Raw genomic sequence first — 18,891 nt, 5'->3', positions numbered from 1 at the left:
TCTTCTTCTCGACTGACCTCTGACCCTATAGTTTTATATTACAAACATCGACATTATACGTCAAGGATTTTTTTTACTCTAGTAACTAAGTAAAATTTCGTAAACAAACTTATTTCAATTAAACTTGCCAAAATACCGTAGCCAAGCATCATTAATTGTCCAGTACCAATGTAAAGTGCGATATTTAAAAATAACGCGCTTATCCCTAAAACGCCTAAAGTAAATTTTTTAAAGTTTTTAATTTGGAAGTCTTTTCCCTTTGGATACAATCTTGTAAAAATAATATTGTCATAATGCTTTGCAAATGGCAATAGTTGGAAGCCAATTAGATAGATGAATAAAACTAAAAAGGCAATTGCCAGCCATCCGACCGGTATAAACGCGATAATTAGTGCACCAATTAATGTTAATCGAATAAATAAGCCACTAAATTCAGTACCACGAATGAACCCTCGTGCATATAGAAACATGTACACATTTTTGTCATCTTTCCTCACTCGATTTAAAATAAAATCAAGGTATGCCCGCCTTTTAACTTGTCCCCTAACCATTGGTACATCAGTAAATAAATTAAAGAAGCGGTAAATGCCCAGCATTCTATTCTCTTCAAAGCTAATGGCTTTTTTCCAATCAAAAATCTCTTTAAAATCCTGAACCGATAGATAGCTTAATATTAAGCTACTCAACACAGCAATGATAAAACTCACAATAAAACTACCATACAAGCCAATCGAATAAATAACAATTGGTAAGAGCCCAGTAACTAGCGTCTTATTTAATCTACCAAATCGATTATTTTGATATTTTTCCAATAAAGAAACTGTCAGCCAATTATTTTTTAAACAGAGCTGCGTAAAAATTAAAAAAATAACATCAATCAACGTAATCTTCATACCAATCATCATGACAGGAATAAGAAGAACGATAAACACGAGTTGCATCAAACTAGCCATAATTGTTGAATATCGTTTCGCTTTTTTTAGATAGGTACCTAATGCGTATTCCTGTGGTAATAGAAATACAATATCTGCTTCTTTCAATAAAGTACTTAATCGACCAATTTGTAAAATGACTAGTAATCCAACAATCAAAGCAGGTCGATACCAAATTAAATTAATTGGCATGACTTTTAATCCGTTAGAGTATGCTAATCCTAATCCACCAACGAAGAACATAATCGCAACCACAAAATGATCATTCAAGACGTACCTTAAATACTTTAATAATAATAATTGATGACTCTTTAAACGATTAGTCCATAAGTCTTTCATCTCGTTACCTCGTCCTTAGTTAAACCGAGATATATTTCGTCCAAAGAAGCATCAGATTTATTGTATGCCTGTCTCAATTCAACCATAGTTCCCTGTGTTTTAATTTCACCTTTATTTAACAAAATAAACCAATCACAATACTTTTCAGCGGTAGCCAAAACATGAGTTGACATTAAAACACTCGCCCCGCGTTCTTTCTCAGAAACAATTAACTCAAGTAAATCATTAATCGCTAGAGGATCCAGGCCAAGAAATGGCTCATCAATAACATAAAAATCTGATTCCGTTAAAAAAGCACAAACAATCATGACTTTTTGCTTCATTCCCTTAGAGAAATTAGCCGGAAACCAATCTAATTTATTATCGAGTCTAAATATTTTTAGTAACTCGTTAGCTTTCTTCCAAGCTCGATCATTATCCAGGCCATAAGCCATTATCGAAAGTTCTATATGTTCTTTCAATGTTAACTCTTCATACAATATTGGCGTCTCCGGAATATAGGCCAGGTGTGATTTATAAGCCTGACTGTCTTCTCTTAACGTTACTCCGTTTAATTTAATAGAGCCCTTTTGTGGGGTTAATAATCCAATTATATGATTGATTGTGGTTGATTTACCAGCACCATTTAGTCCAATTAAACCCACTACATTTCCAGGTTTAACTTCAAAAGAAATATCTTTTAAAACTGGTATTTGAGAGTAACCGCCCACTAAATTTTTAACTTCTAATGTCATTTGCCGATTCCCCATTTACATTTTATTTATGACTCTAATTATATCATATTATGCTGAATTATCATTCATGATGTATAATATGTTCATACTTAACATTGAAAGAAGGTAAACATATGACTGACTGTATCTTTTGTAAAATCGTTGCTAATGAAATACCTAGTTTTACCATTTATGAAGATGAAAATATTAAGGCATTTCTTGATATTTCGCAAACAACGCCAGGGCACACGCTTGTTATTCCGAAAAAACATGTTACTGACATCTTTGAATACGATCAAGCGCTTGCGAGTGACGTATTCGCCAAGATACCCATGATTGCATCCGCAATTAAGGCAAGTAACCCAGATATTCAGGGTATGAATATTATTAATAATAATGGCGCAATTGCCTACCAATCTGTTTTCCACTCACATTTCCACTTAATTCCTAGATACACGATAAAAGATACCTTTAAGATATCATTCAAGGACAATTCAAAAAAATATGCACCAGACCAACTTGAATCAATGATGTCATCAATCAAAAATATGATTGGAGAAAAATAATGTCAAAAACGGTTAAACGTTTTACTTTGCTATCAATCATTGGCGGATCGGCTTATTATGCTTACACGCATAGAGATGAGCTTAGTACTTTTATCACAGAAAAAAAAGCAAAGGCGAAAGAAGATTTTTCTGATTATCAAAATGATATTAGTCGCGTTGCCAACTCATCAAAAAAATTATTAGACGCGACAAATCGTTTAAATACTGTTATTGATGAAACTGCACCCATTATTGATGCCATTAATGATCGTATCAACGAGTTTAGTTACGAAATTGAGCCAAACTTGCGTAAAATTAATAAAAAATTAGAAAAGTACCAATAACAAGCGGTTTAAAGTTTGATTTTTTTGTGAATTTTTGTGCAATTACTTTCATTACACGATAATTATGTTATATTAAGCATATTAGTCTTTCTTTGAAAAGACAAAAAATTTAAGAAATAGGATGTGTTAGGTTATGAAAAAATGGCTTGTTGCTTTAGCCGGCGTGTTATTAACATTTACATTAGCGGGGTGTGGGAACTCAACAGTTGCAACCACCTCAGGTGGTAAAGTTACAGAAAGTGCTTACTATGACAGTTTGAAGAAAACGTCAAGTGGTACATCAATCTTACAACAAATGATCTTGAACAAAGTATTGGAAAAAGAATATGGTAAAGACGTTTCCGATAAAGAAGTTACAAAACAATATGATACTTATAAAGCTCAATACGGATCAAGTTTTTCATCTGTTTTATCACAAAACAGCATGACAAAAACAAGTTTTAAAGCAGAATTACGTTCTAACTTGCTTTTAAAAGCTGCCGTTAAAGATTATAGTGACTTAAGTACTTCAGCTGTAAATAAACAATGGGAAGCTTACCAACCAACTATTACTGTTCAACGCATTCAAGTTGCTAAAGAATCAGACGCCAAAGATATCATCAAACAACTTGATGAACAAAAAACTGCTAAGAAGTTAACTGATAAATTTACTGCATTAGCTAAAGAAAAATCAACTGATACAACTTCTGCAAGTACTGGTGGTACGTTATCTCCATTCAACAACACTGATACAACATTAACAGCAGAATTCAAAAAAGCTGCATTTGACTTGAAGCAAGGTAAATATACGACTACTCCAGTTAAGACAGCCTCAGGTTACGATGTTATCTTAAGTGTTAAGAATGCCGGTAAAGGTAAAAAAGCCGACCATACTTCTGACTTAAAAGAACAAATTGTTACTGAAACTATGGCTGACTCAACTAAATTACAAAAAATAGTTGGTAAAGTTCTTAAAAAAGGTAACGTGTCAATTAAAGATAAAGACTTAAAAGATGTTCTTTCAAGTTACTTATCATCATCTTCATCATCTGCAAAATAATTCATTTAAAACATCAGATTAAATCTGATGTTTTTTTTTACAAAAAATAGACTCAATGAAAGGAGATTTGCCTTTCACTGAGTCTATTTTAGTTGGTCTAATTATTTAGTTCATCATTAGTGAGATGCGGTTTATAAAAATTACGACCGTCCATCCCAAAAATCCGTTCAGAAAACTCGCCCTCTTCAGTATGAGCCAGTGATCCCTTCAACATTTGAATTGAAGCATCTAGATTATCAATTTGATGTAAAACGTCCGCCTCAATTAAGTGCGGCTGCACGGGTGACCCATATTCCAGTAAACCATGATGAGCAAGTACAACGTGGCGTAATAGAATCATATCTTCAGATTCAAGATTAATTTTAAGTTCACCAGCCGCTTTAACAATTTCTTCATCAATTAATACGATATGTCCAATTAGATTTCCGGCTAATGTATAAGTTGTTGCAACCGAACCTGATAATTCAATCGTTTTACCTAAATCGTGTAAGATAACACCCGCGTACAATAGTGGCGCATTAATTACATCCCCATACTCGGCAACGATGGATTTAGCTAACCGAAGCATTGAAAGCGTGTGGTAGGCTAATCCGCCGGAAAACGCATGATGATTTTTCTTTGCCGCTGGATAACTGAAAAAGTCATCATGTTTTTCAGTTATTAAGTATCTCACGATCCTGTTCCAGTTTGGATTAGTAATTTCGAAGATAACCTTGTTGAATTCTTCTTCCATATCGTCTTTCTTCATTGGCGCGCTAACAACAAACTGGCTTGGGTCGTTAGGTTCGCCTTCTTCAGTCAATCTGATATGATATATTTTCATCTGGGGATTATTTTGATAAACCTCTCGTTTTCCTTTAATGAAGGCTACTTTACCTGTTTGAAATTGCTCAATTGCTTCTGGTGTTGCATCCCAAAGCTTAGCACTAATTTGACCAGAGCTATCCTCAAAATTAAACGCAATAAATTGCTTGTTATTCTTCGTATTTCGAACTTCTGCACTTTTTATTAAAACGAATAGTGCCACGTTTTCATCAACTTTATATTCAAATATCTTTTTTTCTTGTGCCATGTCAATCCTCCTATAGTTTGATTATCTTATCATTATCAAATTCGGCAAGTCCCGAATTATCGGCCGTCAGATATATAATCTGAACTGTCTCACTAATTTCTCGTATGAGTCGCAGAACCGCATTTTTTCTATTTTCATCAAAATTAACAAATCCATCATCAATAATAAGTGGTAATTCAATTGATTCATTAATTGTCATCACTAAAGCAAACCTAAGCGCGATATAAAGCTGTTCTGCTGTCCCTTGTGATAACTCTCCCACTTCAAATGATACCATATCAGAAGAAACGACGGTTAATAATCCCATTGAATTATTTATTTGTTTGAAACGACCAAGTGTTAATAATTCAAAATAATGGTTAGCTAATTTAATCATCTGTGGCATTCTAACACCAGACGAATCTTGTAGCGCCGCATTAATCCAGTTAATCGTTAATTTTTGAGTTAACCATTTATCGGCCAGTTCACTCAAAACAGTTACTTTTTCAGCCAAATCTTGTCGGAGCTCTGTATAATTACCTTCTGCTTTCAAAGTTTGTAACGTTGTTTTTTGATCAATAATAGTCTGATTTAAATCCAAAATATCATTTTGGATTTGAGCTGCTTGCTCTGTGGATTCAACAAGACGCTCGTTCAAAATTTCTTCAGATTCATATGTATCAAGTACTGCTCTAACTTCTGGAGGTAATTGGGCGTTAATCGTATCTAGCTTAGATTTATCTTGAATAAGTTGTTTTTGTGAATCATAATTTTTTTCAAACTGATTAACGTCCGTTAACTGATACTGCGCCAATAATTCATTAATTTGATTCGAAATATCATCGTGTGTTTTATTTTCATATTTTTTTTGCTCATCTAGATAACTCATTTTATTCTTAATCGACTGCGATTCAGTAATTAATGGTTTTAATTTATCATTAAAATCTCTAATTCTAATTAAGCTGTCCGCCAGATCATTTTTATTAAGAGCTAAAAAACTATCGGCAAAATTTGCCTGATTCAAATAGATATTAATTAAGTTTAGTAGATTATCAATCTCAATCGATTTTTGATTAACTTGGCTCATCAGAGAATCGAGTCGATTTAAATCATTTTGCATCGGAATCCATTGGTTTTTTGGAAAATTGGCTAATCCATATTGTGCCTGGTAATCATCTAAGTCAGCCGCAACCTGTCTCAATTGTTCCGTTAATTCATCTATCTTCAGTTGTTCTACATTGATTTCTGCACTAACAGTCTGTAGCTCCGTTTGAGCTTGCGTTAACTGTGTTGAACTCGGATTACCTTTTAAATTATGCTGTTTAAATGCATATATGGTATATACAATTGCTATAACTATTCCTAGCCACCCGATTAATTTTGATGGATTAAAGATCAATATGCCTAGAACAATTGCAACATCTATTGTACCCATTATCATCATTTGTTGTATAGACCATTTATTTTTTTTCGGTTGATTTTCTTGATTAATTTTTTGATTTAACTCTAGAACGTCCTGCTTTTTCGCAAATTGTTTTTGTTCAACTTTTTGCAAAGTTACTTTATTATTTTCTTCAAGTTTAACTAATTCGACAATTTTTTTAAGATCATCCGTACTAAACGCTGTTGGCATGGTTCCCTGTGAGTTTTGATATTGAATCGTTAATCTTTCTTGTTCAGCTAATAGTTGATCTAAGTTTGTCTGTTCCAATAACGTTTTGTCTAAGCGTTGTTGGTTCTCTGGCAAACGAACAAATAATGTATCAAAAGCATCCTGATTATCTTCATAAAAATTGATTAAATTTAATGCCGATAAATTCTCTTGTTCACTTGTTGCACTGTGATTAATTGATTTTAATCTTTCATCGTTCACTTTTTGTTTCCCTAACAAATTTTGCATCGTTTGATAATTATCGCCGGAAATCATTTCATTCCCATCAACTTTTTCTAACCCATTTGCCAATGTTTTTGACTGCGCATAAATTGGCCAATTTTGTTTTAGTTGTTCATAACGTTGTTTATCCGTTGCCACCTTTTGCTGTACCGCTTGTAATTTTTTAACCTCTTCATTGTTTTGATCTAGTTTTTTCTGCGTTGTTACGTATTCCGGAAATTTCTGTTTAGCCCGATCTATCTTATCAACTAAATTGTTGTATACTGCAATTTCCTTATTTAACTCCGTTACTCGACCAGCCGGCTTATAGACTTGATCTGCATCTTTTTGTATCTGTTTAATTAACTCTAGCCATTCTTGACTGCCAACCGCACCCATAGTCGTTAAGTATTCATTTAAATCTTCATTCGTTAAATCAAACACTTGATTCAACGCCTGTTGATTAAATGAAAACACTTGATTATACAGATTTTCATCCACTGGTTTTAGCCACTCCTGCAGTTGACTACTTGCGACTTTCGCACCGGACTGATTATTAACAATGGTTACTTTTCCACCGGATTTTCCCTGTGTTCTTGTCAATCTGTAGGAAACGCCGTCTACTAATAACTCTAATTCTCCGCCATATGTAGATGCATCTTTAGGTAAATACTGCTGATATTTCTTTTTAGCAGTAGCAAATCCAAACAGCATACTTAACATAAATGATGTTAATGTTGACTTACCCGCCTCATTTAATCCAAATATAACTTGATTCGTCTGACTGAAGTCAAATGTCTTATCGTGCCATTTTCCAAATCCATAAATTGTAACTTTAGTTATTTTCATTATCATGGCCCTCAATCGCTTGATTTTCATGAAGCAATGCTTTCGCACTTTCCTGTAATTCTGATACGTGTTCCTTACCTACCAGGTACGTATTTAGTTCCGGAATTTGTAATAATTTATCAGCTAACTCAGTCATTTTATCATTCGTAAAAACACGCTTCGCACTTTTTTCCCAGTACTCCTGGTCAATTGATTCAAAGATCATTTTCTCATTAACCAACATTTTCATTTTAACAATCCAATAATAATTATCTGATGAATGTTTTTGAATCCACGCTGTTAGCAGATCCCCATTTTGAATTCGATTTAATAATAACTCACTAAAATCATCTAAATCGGTTAATTGTATCACCATTAAATACGCTTTATTATCAGAAAATTTTTGGCATTCAAGATCAATTTTATCAATTGCATCTGACAGTGAGTTAATTGTTGCCATAGAAACGTTAACCGTTTCCCAATCAATTGTAGAAGAAGTCACAAATTCAGGAGATAATTTACTTCCTTTGCTATTCACCAAATAAAAGCCTTTATCGCCCGATTCCTTACGATGGCGGCCTTGCGTATTCCCTGGATAGATAATTGGTGGGACTTCACTTAAAACCTGTCGTACGTGAATATGGCCTAGTCCCCAGTAATCATAATTTTTCTGTAACAACTCTTTAATAGTAAATGGTGCATAACTTTCATCGACCGTTGAACTTGACCCTTCATTTGATCCATGGATCAATCCAATATGCCATTTTTCGTTTCCCCGAACTGGGTAGTCTGCAATTTTTGATGGTTCCCATCTATGTGCGTAACTAAACCCAGTTAATTGAACCTCATCACCGTTGTCCAAAACATGTGTCACTGTTTCAACTTCACTTGTAAAAAGCGTTACGTTCGAAGGGAATGTCAAATGATTTTGCCTATTATCGGAAAAATCATGATTACCAAAACTTAAGTAAACATTTATGCCGGCCTTTTGAAGTCGTTCACATTGTTCAATTAACGTTGTCTGTGCCACAATGCTCATTTCATCTGAATCATATAAATCACCAACCAGGCAGACAAAATCAACGGATTCGCTAATAGCCGTGTCCACAAGATTGCTCAACGCTTTAAATGTTGATTGATAAATTGAATTCATTAATTGCTTGGGTACATTTTTCAATCCGCCAAATGGACTATCTAGATGTAAGTCGGCCGCATGAATAAATTTCATTTTTCTTCTCCTTTATAAAAAAAATCCTGGTACAAAACATAGACTGCTTTGCCCCCAGGATTCTTATTTGAATTAATTACGGTATAAGTCTTGTATTGGTTTTGTGATAATTGAATTGACTTCATTCATAACTTCACTTAATACTTGTTCTTTGGCCATCAAATCTTTAATAGCTTCAAACTCACCAATTTTTTCTGAAAGTTGATGCGCATTTTCAAGTTCTTCATCCGTCATTTCTTCACCATTCATTTGCTTTTGTTGTAACGACATTTGAATTGTTTGAAATTCCTTAAATAATTTATACGCTTTTTCATCTTCTTGCATCTTTGTATAAGCTAATTTCAATGCCTTATATTCTTCTGTTTTACTAAGATCTTGCCCCATTTGGTTCGCTGTATCATAAATATTAACAACCATGTCTGATTCCTCCAATAATAGTTTATATTAACCTAATCAGTGTATCATTTTTAGGCATAATTTGCATTGATTTATTCTAATTTCCGAACATACCTTTAAACCCATCGCTAAGCCATTTTTGGGCTTTTTTGGCAGTATCTGATAATTTATTTTTTATTTCATCTGTTTGCTTTTCAACTGACCCTAAAATACTTTCTCCATCGTCATTCGAAGTTGTTTTATTCGCCAATTCATTAGCCGATTTTGTTGAAAAACTTGTTTTAGCTGTATTGGGCAGGATTCCTGTCATTTCACTTTTAAATAATGAGTTAACAATATCTCCACTTAAATTTTTCAAATAGTGCGTATCGTCCGTTGTATCAAACCCAACCCATGTTGCTACAGTTACGTCTGGTGTGTATCCAACAACCCATTGATCCTTTGTTCCATTTGTAGAACCTTTTTTTGCTTCAGTACTCCCAGTTTTTCCGGCAATTGTGTATCCGGACGGCGCGGCTGACTCACCAGTTCCTCCAGATTCAAAGACACCCATCATCATACTTGTCATTGATTTAGCTATCTTGCTGCTCATAACCTTAGTTTCACCATCATCCGAATTATTAACGACCGTTTTACCAGAAGCGTCGACAATTTTAGTGATAAAATGAGCCTTTTTTTGGACACCGCCATTAGCAAATGCAGTGTATGCACTAGCCATTTCATATGGTGAGACCCCGGTTGTTAATCCGCCTAAGGCCAAATCTAAATTTTTATCGGAATTTTTGACTGGTATGCCAAACTTTTTAACCGAATCATACCCTTTTTCAACGCCAATTTTATTTAGTAACCAAACTGCTGGTGCATTTTTACTAAGCGCCAACGCTTGGTACATTGGAATTTTCCCTGCATATTGATTATCATAATTATTAGGTGAATAATTATTTGAGCCATACGATTGTTTTTTATCTTTTAATTCCGAATCGTAAAAATAACCATCCTCAAGTGCCGGTGTATAAACTGCAATTGGCTTCAAGGTAGATCCAGGCTGCCGATTAATCTGCGTTGCTCGATTATATCCTCGGAAGACATGTTTACCTCGACCACCAACAATTGCCGTAACACCACCCGTATTTGAATTAATTGCGACAGAACCACCCTGGGCTTTCGTTCCATCATCGGCGTCTAGTGGAAATAACTCTGAATTGTCAAATGATGTTTGCATCGCCTCCTGATGCGTTTGGTCCATTGCCGTATAAATTTTATAGCCGCGGTTCATAATATCAGATTCAGTTAATCCGTAATTTTTAATTGCTTCACTAATGATAGCATCAAAATAATAAGGATATTTATAGCCCGATTGATAATCATATGTGTCATTCAACGTAATAGCAGTCTGCTTAGCACCCGATAATTCAGAACCAGATATTTTTTTATTCTCATACATGACGTCTAACACAATATTTCGTCGTTGTTTTGCTGCTACAGGATGATCTATTGGGTTAAATGCACCCGGAGAGGTTAGCATCCCTGCAATGACGGCTGATTCGCTAACAGTTAAATCTGAGGCACTCTTTCCAAAATATTTTTTTGATGCATCTTGGACACCCCAAACTCCGTTACCAAAATACGCATTATTTAGATACATCGTCAATATATCATTTTTTGAGTATACCTTCTCTGTCTGAACCGAAATAAATATTTCTTTCGCCTTACGACTGTACGTTTGTTCCTGAGACAAAAATGCATTCTTAACTAGCTGCTGCGTAATTGTACTTCCGCCACCACTAATTTCATGGCTACCCATCAACCGATTTTTAACCAAAGAAACAGCAGCACGTGCCATCCCCTTAATTGAAAATCCGTGTTCATGATAAAAATTACGGTCTTCCGATGACAGGACCGCATTTTGAATATTCGGTGAAATTTTTTTCAATGAAACATAGGTCCCTTTTTGGGAGTAAAGTGATCCCGCTTTGTCACCATCTTTATCAAAAATTTCAGTTGATTGTTGTAAGGCAGATTTTAGTCCTCTGACGTTCGTCGTTTTCGCTACATAAGTTAAATACGCACTGGAACCTAAAATAATTGTTAAAATTAAAATGGTTACCCACTGCCATCCATGTAAAAAATGCCAAGCCCCCTTAAACCAATTTTTAAATTGAATTAAATGCGTTACAAGCCAATTTTTATCTTCAGTTTTACTTCTTTTATTTTCATTTTCCATAATTTATCCTCATACTTAATCTTAATCTCTTACATTATTTTACCATAGCTCTGTATTTAAAGGCTAAATGCCAAATTTATTATGATATTTTTAAGTACTTAAAAAAGATCAAGAAATAGCTTTCGCATTTCTCAATCTTTAATTATTTAAACTAAATTATCCGGATTCGCATGATTCATAAAAATGGTATGAACGCGTTGAGCAGCTTGTTCATTGGGACTGATAATCATGATTGTATCATGACCAGCTACGGTTCCAACAATATCGGAGAAACCAAAATCATCAATAATCGCTGCCAGCAGATTCCCATTACTTGGGATTGTTTTAACGACGTTCATAAATTGAATTTCAGTGATACTAGTGACCACCTCAAAAATAATTTCAAACAGATGAACCTCTTCACTGAGATTACCTGATTTAAAAATCGCATACTTCAAGTTTCCTTGCTCATCTTGTGCCTTAACAATTTTCATTTCTCGAATATCTCTAGAAATGGTTGCTTGAGTCGCCTTGATGCCCGTACGGTCCAATTCTGAAATCAGTTCATCTTGTGTTGCGATTATTTTTTTATTAATTAACTGTTCAATTTTAGTTTGACGTATCTCTTTCTTCATAAGAATCCCTCTTTGAATGAGTATTTATTCTTAGTATAGCAAAATACATCAAAATACTGAAATAATACGATTAATTAAGCACAATTTTATTCATTTTATTGAATTTTGATTCAAATATAAACATTCCTGAGTCTCTGACAATGTAACCTTCTCCGATTAAATTTTGAATAACACGCCCAACTGTTTCACGTCGCGTTCCACTAATCGTTGCAATGTCCTCATGTGTGATGACATAGGGAATTCGTAAACTATTTTCACCATGCTTATCGGCTAAATTTTCGCTTAAATATTGTAATGCCTGCGTAATTCGAGTGGTCGTATTACTACATACCGTTCTTAATCTTAATATCTCAGAATTATTTAAAATATTTTCAAATTGTTCAAATAAGTATGCGGATACTTCATAATGAGTCTTAATTAGCCGTTCAATCAGTTTTACGGGAACTTTTGCCACCGTTAATCTTGTGGCAGCACGACTTGAAACGGTGTAGTATTCACTTTGCAACATACCACCAATTGGAAATATTTGATTTGGCGTCGCATACATATAATTTTGAAAAATACCCGCACGATCACCGCGCTCAATTTTAACGAGCCCATCCAATACAACATAAATGAAATCGCGCTTATCATTAACATCAAAAATGACGTTCCCCTTTAGAAATCGTTTAAATGTGATTTGCTCCAAACAAGCACTTTGCTCATCCCCATTTAAACACCCAAATAACTTATGATCAGAAATTTCTGATCGATACCTCTGTACTTCTTTTTCTGTAATCATCCCTTTACTCCCTTAATTACCCATATTTACGATGTATAACTATCAACACTATCAGATTAAATATGGAATGTCGATTTATTTTTTCGGATTTTGGAGACCCTGGTTTATTTTTTCGATTCACTGATAGTCCTAAATCGTTAAACTAATATTATCAAAAATTAAAAAATCAATTAGTCTCATTCGCACACTCAACTTGTGTCCAAACGCACAATTAGCACGAGAAAGTATACCTACCAACATCTAACCAAAATAAAAAAGTTAACAATTAAGTTAACTTTTTTATAAATTACATTTCTTTTGGTGCATTTACACCCAATAAGCTTAACGATTCTGTTAAAACAACGCTCACACTTTGAACAAGTGCTAAACGAGCTAGTTTTTGATCATCATCAACTAATATTTTTGAATTTGCATAATACTTGTTAAATGCTCTTGATAAATGAATTGCGTATTTCGCTACAACAGATGGTTCATATTCCTTAGCAGCACGTTTGATGATTTTAGGGAAGTCACCAAGTAACTTAATCGTATCCCATGCAGCAGGGTCAGAAAGTTCATTGTTACTTTCACTGATTGTAACGTCACCTGCTTTACGGATAATACTTTGAGCTCTAGCATTTGAATATTGCACGTAAGGTCCCGTTTCACCTTCAAAACGAACAACTTCTTCTAAAACAAAATCAAAATTATTCATGCGTTCATTTTTCAAATCATGGAAGATAACGGCACCAACACCGACATCCTTAGCAACTTGTTCAGCATTTGGCAAATCAGGATTTTTATCTTGAATTTGCTTTTTAGCAAGGTCCGTTGCATCATTCAAAACTTCTTCAAGTAAAATAACACGGCCTGAACGAGTTGATAATTTCTTACCACCTTGTGTAATTAAGCCAAATGGAATATGGTGCATATCGTCTGACCAATCGTTACCCATTTCCTTTAAAACTGCCTTTAACTGTTTAAAATGATTAGCTTGCTCATTTCCAACAACATAGAGTGATTGAACAAACTTGTATGTTCGTTTACGATAAATTGCAGCAGCTAAATCACGGGTAATATAAAGCGTTGCCCCATCAGTTTTTTGAATCAATGCTGGATTTAAATCATATTTTTCAAGATCAACAATTTCTGCGCCTTGACTTTCTTTTAATAAATTTTTATCCTTTAACATGGTTACGACTTCATCCATTTTATCATTATAAAAGGCTTCCCCTTTAAATGAGTCAAATTGAACACCAAGCATGTCATAAATCTTGTTGAAAGCAGACAATGATTCTGCACGGAACCAAGTCCAGAGTTCAATAGCTTCTTCATCACCATCTTCGAGCTTTTTAAACCAAGCACGAGCTTCAACGTCTAATTCTGGATTTTCTTCAGCTTCTTTATGGAAACGGACATAGTATTCAAGCAATTTATTAATTGGATCAGCCTTAACTTCGGCCTCACTACCCCATAATTTATAAGCTGTAATCAACTTACCAAATTGAGTTCCCCAATCACCCAAATGGTTAATTTTAATTGGGTTATAATTGATTTTTGCCAAGATATTCGCAATTGAATTACCAATTACTGTTGAACGTAAATGGCCCATTGAGATGGGTTTAGCAATATTAGGTGATGACATATCAATAGGAACATTACCCTCATGACCAACGTCTGATGCGCCATATTTACTTCCGTTTGAAAGGACTTGTTCAATGATATCTTGGCTAAATGCAGCTTTGTTCAAGAAAAAGTTAACATATGGGCCAACTGCAGCAACTGACTCAAATTGACTCTGATCAATTTGTTCCACAAGATCTTTAGCAATCATTTGTGGTGCTTTTCTAAAGGCCTTAGCTAATGCAAAAGCTGGAAATGCGTAATCTCCCATCTCAGAACTTTTAGGGATTTCAATTTTGGCAATAATTTCTTCTTCAGTTAAGTTCCCATCAACGATAGCAACCAATGCTTGTGCAACTTGTTGTTTATAATTCATTTTCCATTCCTCCTAAAATTGTATAAAAAAAGCCCCTTACAAATAATTATGTAAGAGACGAGAATTCCCGCGGTACCACTCTAATTGATTAATATCCACTCAAAGTATTCAGTTATTTCTAAAAAGTACGATTCAACTAACGCTTTTATCTAGCTTCCATCAACCTAGACTTGCTTTGAAATTAATTAGTTTACTAGCTTTTATTATCGAATTTATAGTTTGATTGTAACAAACTACTACAAAAAAAGATAGTTATTTCATAATTTATATTCACTTTTACCAAGTCATATTATCCATCGTACCGGTCTAAGATTTTGATTATTTATACAAAAAGGTTCTTAGATAACCTTCAAATTTGAAGACAATCTAAGAACCCACTCACGCTTGTTTATTCAAATACAAATTGATTATTATACAATTCTGAATAAAAACCTTTTTGATCTAATAATTCTTGATGATTTCCTTGTTCAATAACTTTTCCATCTTTTAAGACAACAATTTTATCGGCATCCAGAATTGTTTTTAATCGATGGGCAATAACAAAACTAGTCCTTCCTTGAATAACTGTATCCATTGCTTTTTGAATCTTAGCTTCTGTCACCGTATCAACATTCGAAGTAGCTTCATCTAAAATTAAAAGCGTTGGGTTAGTTAAAATTGTTCTTGCAATACTAATTAATTGTTTTTGACCAGTTGAGAAAACAGAATTTTCATCTGAAACTTTAGTGTCGTACCCTTTATCCTGACTCATAATGAAATCATGGATATTAGCTTGTTTAGCAGCAGAAATCATTTCTTCATCCGAGGCATCGGGTTTACCGAAAACAATATTATCGCGAATAGTACCCGAGAATAGAACACTCTCTTGAAGAACAATTCCAACATGGTCACGCAGACTTTGTAGTTCAAGGTCTTTAACGTTTACACCATCAAATTCAACCGAACCACCAGTAACGTCATAGAATCGATTCAATAAATTCATAATAGTCGTTTTACCCGAACCAGTTGGTCCAACCAATGCGACCATTTCACCTTTATCAACGTTAATGGAAACATCATGTAATATTTCTTTATCAGGACTATATCCAAAATCAACATTCTTTAATTTAACACCATCTGTTAAACCTGTTAATTTTTGTTTGTCTTTTGAGTTAACTTCATTAGGTTCATCAAACATCTCGTTCAGTCGACCAGCACCCGTTATGGCAAGCTGGAACATGCTGTATAGCGACGATATTTGTGAAATTGGTTGGTAAAATTGTTGTGAGTATTGAACGAACACAACAACAAGTCCTAAAGCAGTTGTACGACCCATATCACCATTCAATGCTAACCAACTACCAAAGAAAATAACGATAGCTGTATTAACCAATGAAAGACCATTCATAACTGGGAATAACATTCCTGAGTATACTTGCCCTTTAAAGGTTGCTTTACGAACATTTTCGTTATATGGCAAGAATCCATCAATGGCATCTTTTTGAAGACCATTAGTGATAACAATTTTTTGACCACTAATTTTTTCATTGATGTACCCATTTAGCTTACCAACTTCTTTTTGTTGGATATCAACATACTTACGTGTTTTAGCAATCAAGATCACGGCAAGAATTACTGCAATTGGCGTTGACGCAATCGTCACCCAAGCCAATTGAACGTTTTGTTGGAACATCATAATAATAATCCCAATCATTAGGGCAATATTACTCATAATTTGTCCTAAAGCTTGATTCAACGCATTCGAAATATTATCTAAATCACTTGTAAAACGACTTAAGATATCTCCATCTTTATGTGAATCAAAAAAACGAATAGTCATTTTTTGTAATTTTCCAAACAACCCTTTTCTCATTCTATTTGTTGAATTACCTGTAATAAATGTCACAATTATATTTGAGAAGAACATCGCAATAATTGAGAAAATAAAGAATAAGAATAACATCCATAATGAATTTACAAAGTTACCTTTATCACTTACCCCTCTTGTCAATCCAATCACATAATCAGCTAAAGCCGTAATTGCTTTCCCCATATACACGGGTGCTTTAACTTGGAAATAAGTTGACGCGATGATTGCGATAGTCATAACCGTAAATCCTAATTTATAGCTTTTCAAGTAATGGAAGAAGAATGCCATAGATCTATTTATATCTTTCATTAGACAGTCTCCTTTCCTTTTTGAGTGTTATAAATTTCTTGATAAATTTGACTGTTTTCAACTAAGTCTTTATGTGTACCCTCGCCAACCAATTCACCGTCATCCATGACAAAAATTCGATCAGCATTAATCACGGATGAAATTTTTTCAGCGATAACAAATGTTGTAGTTGCTTTTAATTCATTATTTAACGCCTTTTGAACTAATTTTTCAGACTGCGCATCAAGTGCTGATGTTGAGTCATCCAAAATTAAGATTTTGGGTTTACCGATAACGCCACGCGTAATTGATAAACGTTGTTTTTGACCACCCGAGAAATTGGCAGAGCGTTCTTCAACTTCTGCATCATAACGTGCCGGTAAGCGATTAATAAATTCAGATGCCTGCGCAATTTGACTTGCAACATCCATATCTTCTTCAGCCGCATCTTCTTTACCTTGGCGTAAATTATCTGCAATAGTTCCAGAAAATAAAATAGCCTTTTGTAAAACAAACGCAACTGTTTTACGTAATGATTTTTCGTTGATATCTCTCAGGTTCTTTCCACCAACTTTAACCATTCCTTCTTGAGGATCAAATAATCTTGGAATCATTTGTGCCAATGTTGTTTTACCTGAACCCGTGGCACCAACAATCCCAATCATTTCTCCAGGTTTAACCTCGAAGTTAATATGTTTAAGCGTTGGTTTATCGTCGCCTTCATATGAAAATGAAACATCTTCAAAACTAACAGAACCCGTTAAATTTTCTTCTGGGACATCTGTGTAGTAAATATCTGGTTCTTCGTCCAAAATTTCACGTAATCGTTTAATTGAAACCATTGCACGAGCACTGAAGGTCATCATCATTCCACCAATGATAATAGCAAACATAATTTGCATCAAATAATTAATAAATGATGTAATAGCCGTCACTGTACTTGGATCAGCCTTAGCTAAGTCACCTACAAAATAAATGGCAGCTACAACAGCCATGTTTCCGATTAACGTAAATGCTGGAATTAAAACAGAGAATAACGTCCCAACATAAATATTTTGTGCATTTAAATCGTCGGAAACTTTATCAAAACGTTTTTCTTCATTCGTTTCTTGATTAAATGACTTAACAACACGTACGCCCATTAGATTTTCTTTTGCTAACTCATTTACACGGTCAATCAATCCTTGCATAAGACCAAAATGACGTCCCATGCGACCAAAAGTTAACATTGAAATACCCAAAACAGCCACAATTAATATAACAATAATCCACCATAAATCAGGAATTGTATTCATTGCCAAAATAAATGCACCAACAAAAAGTATAGGTACTCGAATAAGTGTCTGTAAAATTGTCATAATTAATGTTTGGATTTGTGTAATATCATTGGTAAGACGCACCACAATATTACCAGCCTGGAATCGTTCGATATTACCAAACGAAAATGTTTGAATCTTTCTAAAGGCCGTTTCACGAATATCCGCACTCATTGATTGCGCTACTTTTGCTGAGAGTATCGTATTCACGACCCCTGCCAACAAACCAATAACGGCAACAACGATTAAGTATATGCCAAGAGACGTAATCTTATCACCTTGATCTTTCAAGATAGCATCGATCACTTTTTGTAACAATTTAGGTTGCCATAATGTGGAAACGGCCATAATGACGACCATGACAACTGCCCAAAAAATATCTACACGGTATTTTTTAGCATGTTTTAGTAAAATATCCAATTTCTTCCCCCTTAATTCTGTACACTTTTAAATGTTATTTTCAGTAAAAAAAATAACTAATATCAGTTACTAAACCTATCAAAAATAACGCGCAATTGCAATCATTTTGATTAATTCTTAACCATTTTTCATT

Annotated in this window: 15 protein-coding genes; 3 read left to right on the top strand and 12 right to left on the bottom strand. The window is 34.2% G+C overall.

Annotated elements, in window-relative coordinates; all coding sequences use genetic code 11:
- Positions 1–53: 53 nt before the first annotated feature.
- Positions 54–1,271: an ABC transporter permease gene (locus tag N0K73_RS04310; RefSeq protein ID WP_112251608.1), complete on the bottom strand. Its 1,218-nt coding sequence runs from the start codon at positions 1,269–1,271 to the stop codon at positions 54–56.
- Positions 1,268–2,005, bottom strand: a complete 738-nt coding sequence (locus N0K73_RS04305; protein ID WP_112251607.1) for an ABC transporter ATP-binding protein — start codon at positions 2,003–2,005, stop codon at positions 1,268–1,270. Before N0K73_RS04305 ends, N0K73_RS04310 begins: the two co-directional genes overlap by 4 nt.
- A 113-nt stretch (positions 2,006–2,118) precedes the next feature.
- On the opposite strand from N0K73_RS04305, the gene N0K73_RS04300 reads away from it, so the two are divergent.
- The 3 genes from N0K73_RS04300 to N0K73_RS04290 all read left to right on the top strand — a co-directional run bounded on the left by N0K73_RS04300 (position 2,119) and on the right by N0K73_RS04290 (position 3,912).
- A complete protein-coding gene (locus N0K73_RS04300) occupies positions 2,119–2,550 on the top strand; it encodes an HIT family protein (RefSeq protein ID WP_112251606.1) in 432 nt (143 codons plus the stop codon).
- Positions 2,550–2,873: a hypothetical protein gene (locus tag N0K73_RS04295; RefSeq protein ID WP_057973359.1), complete on the top strand. Its 324-nt coding sequence runs from the start codon at positions 2,550–2,552 to the stop codon at positions 2,871–2,873. The genes N0K73_RS04300 and N0K73_RS04295 overlap by 1 nt, the downstream gene beginning before the upstream one ends.
- A 133-nt stretch (positions 2,874–3,006) precedes the next feature.
- Positions 3,007–3,912 (top strand): peptidylprolyl isomerase, encoded by a 906-nt coding sequence (locus N0K73_RS04290; protein WP_057973358.1) that lies wholly within the window; start codon positions 3,007–3,009, stop codon positions 3,910–3,912.
- Positions 3,913–4,009: 97 nt separating this feature from the next.
- Here the strand turns inward: N0K73_RS04290 and N0K73_RS04285 are convergent, their stop codons facing one another.
- The 10 genes from N0K73_RS04285 to N0K73_RS04240 form a co-directional block, all read right to left on the bottom strand.
- Entirely contained in the window at positions 4,010–4,984 is a 975-nt protein-coding gene (locus N0K73_RS04285; RefSeq protein WP_057973357.1) for a 3'-5' exoribonuclease YhaM family protein, read from the bottom strand.
- A 10-nt stretch (positions 4,985–4,994) separates the two neighbouring features.
- Positions 4,995–7,685, bottom strand: coding sequence for an ATP-binding protein (locus N0K73_RS04280; protein WP_181647467.1), 2,691 nt, complete (start codon positions 7,683–7,685; stop codon positions 4,995–4,997).
- Positions 7,672–8,892 carry a metallophosphoesterase family protein gene (locus N0K73_RS04275; protein WP_112251602.1) on the bottom strand — a complete coding sequence of 407 codons (1,221 nt, stop codon included), beginning with the start codon at positions 8,890–8,892 and terminating at the stop codon, positions 7,672–7,674. Before N0K73_RS04275 ends, N0K73_RS04280 begins: the two co-directional genes overlap by 14 nt.
- 72 nt (positions 8,893–8,964) lie before the next feature.
- Entirely contained in the window at positions 8,965–9,309 is a 345-nt protein-coding gene (locus N0K73_RS04270; RefSeq protein ID WP_057973354.1) for a YlbF/YmcA family competence regulator, read from the bottom strand.
- 76 nt (positions 9,310–9,385) lie between these two features.
- Entirely contained in the window at positions 9,386–11,512 is a 2,127-nt protein-coding gene (locus tag N0K73_RS04265) for a PBP1A family penicillin-binding protein (RefSeq protein ID WP_112251600.1), read from the bottom strand.
- Positions 11,513–11,658: 146 nt separating this feature from the next.
- A complete protein-coding gene (locus tag N0K73_RS04260) occupies positions 11,659–12,126 on the bottom strand; it encodes an arginine repressor (RefSeq protein ID WP_057973352.1) in 468 nt (155 codons plus the stop codon).
- Between the two features lie 70 nt (positions 12,127–12,196).
- Positions 12,197–12,907 (bottom strand): Crp/Fnr family transcriptional regulator, encoded by a 711-nt coding sequence (locus tag N0K73_RS04255; RefSeq protein ID WP_112251598.1) that lies wholly within the window; start codon positions 12,905–12,907, stop codon positions 12,197–12,199.
- A gap of 286 nt (positions 12,908–13,193) precedes the next feature.
- Entirely contained in the window at positions 13,194–14,885 is a 1,692-nt protein-coding gene (argS, locus tag N0K73_RS04250; protein ID WP_112251596.1) for an arginine--tRNA ligase, read from the bottom strand.
- A gap of 388 nt (positions 14,886–15,273) precedes the next feature.
- Positions 15,274–17,043, bottom strand: a complete 1,770-nt coding sequence (locus N0K73_RS04245) for an ABC transporter ATP-binding protein (RefSeq protein WP_112251594.1) — start codon at positions 17,041–17,043, stop codon at positions 15,274–15,276.
- Positions 17,043–18,698, bottom strand: a complete 1,656-nt coding sequence (locus N0K73_RS04240; protein WP_146303143.1) for an ABC transporter ATP-binding protein — start codon at positions 18,696–18,698, stop codon at positions 17,043–17,045. The genes N0K73_RS04245 and N0K73_RS04240 overlap by 1 nt, the downstream gene beginning before the upstream one ends.
- Positions 18,699–18,891 lie beyond the last annotated feature (193 nt).

It is taken from the genome of Dellaglioa algida, from assembly GCF_030127605.1.
GTDB classification, from domain to species: domain Bacteria; phylum Bacillota; class Bacilli; order Lactobacillales; family Lactobacillaceae; genus Dellaglioa; species Dellaglioa algida.
The sequence above is the reverse complement of the archived record's forward strand: the minus strand, read 5'-3'. Positions and strand labels throughout refer to the sequence as shown.

Excerpts from the sequence above, each read along its gene's own strand:
- N0K73_RS04310 (WP_112251608.1), bottom strand. The coding sequence starts at position 1,271 with ATGAAAGACTTATGGACTAATCGTTTAAAGAGTCATCAATTATTATTA.
- N0K73_RS04305 (WP_112251607.1), bottom strand. The coding sequence starts at position 2,005 with ATGACATTAGAAGTTAAAAATTTAGTGGGCGGTTACTCTCAAATACCA.
- N0K73_RS04300 (WP_112251606.1), top strand. The coding sequence starts at position 2,119 with ATGACTGACTGTATCTTTTGTAAAATCGTTGCTAATGAAATACCTAGT.
- N0K73_RS04295 (WP_057973359.1), top strand. The coding sequence starts at position 2,550 with ATGTCAAAAACGGTTAAACGTTTTACTTTGCTATCAATCATTGGCGGA.
- N0K73_RS04290 (WP_057973358.1), top strand. The coding sequence starts at position 3,007 with ATGAAAAAATGGCTTGTTGCTTTAGCCGGCGTGTTATTAACATTTACA.
- N0K73_RS04285 (WP_057973357.1), bottom strand. The coding sequence starts at position 4,984 with ATGGCACAAGAAAAAAAGATATTTGAATATAAAGTTGATGAAAACGTG.
- N0K73_RS04280 (WP_181647467.1), bottom strand. The coding sequence starts at position 7,685 with ATGAAAATAACTAAAGTTACAATTTATGGATTTGGAAAATGGCACGAT.
- N0K73_RS04275 (WP_112251602.1), bottom strand. The coding sequence starts at position 8,892 with ATGAAATTTATTCATGCGGCCGACTTACATCTAGATAGTCCATTTGGC.
- N0K73_RS04270 (WP_057973354.1), bottom strand. The coding sequence starts at position 9,309 with ATGGTTGTTAATATTTATGATACAGCGAACCAAATGGGGCAAGATCTT.
- N0K73_RS04265 (WP_112251600.1), bottom strand. The coding sequence starts at position 11,512 with ATGGAAAATGAAAATAAAAGAAGTAAAACTGAAGATAAAAATTGGCTT.
- N0K73_RS04260 (WP_057973352.1), bottom strand. The coding sequence starts at position 12,126 with ATGAAGAAAGAGATACGTCAAACTAAAATTGAACAGTTAATTAATAAA.
- N0K73_RS04255 (WP_112251598.1), bottom strand. The coding sequence starts at position 12,907 with ATGATTACAGAAAAAGAAGTACAGAGGTATCGATCAGAAATTTCTGAT.
- argS (WP_112251596.1), bottom strand. The coding sequence starts at position 14,885 with ATGAATTATAAACAACAAGTTGCACAAGCATTGGTTGCTATCGTTGAT.
- N0K73_RS04245 (WP_112251594.1), bottom strand. The coding sequence starts at position 17,043 with ATGAAAGATATAAATAGATCTATGGCATTCTTCTTCCATTACTTGAAA.
- N0K73_RS04240 (WP_146303143.1), bottom strand. The coding sequence starts at position 18,698 with ATGGTCGTCATTATGGCCGTTTCCACATTATGGCAACCTAAATTGTTA.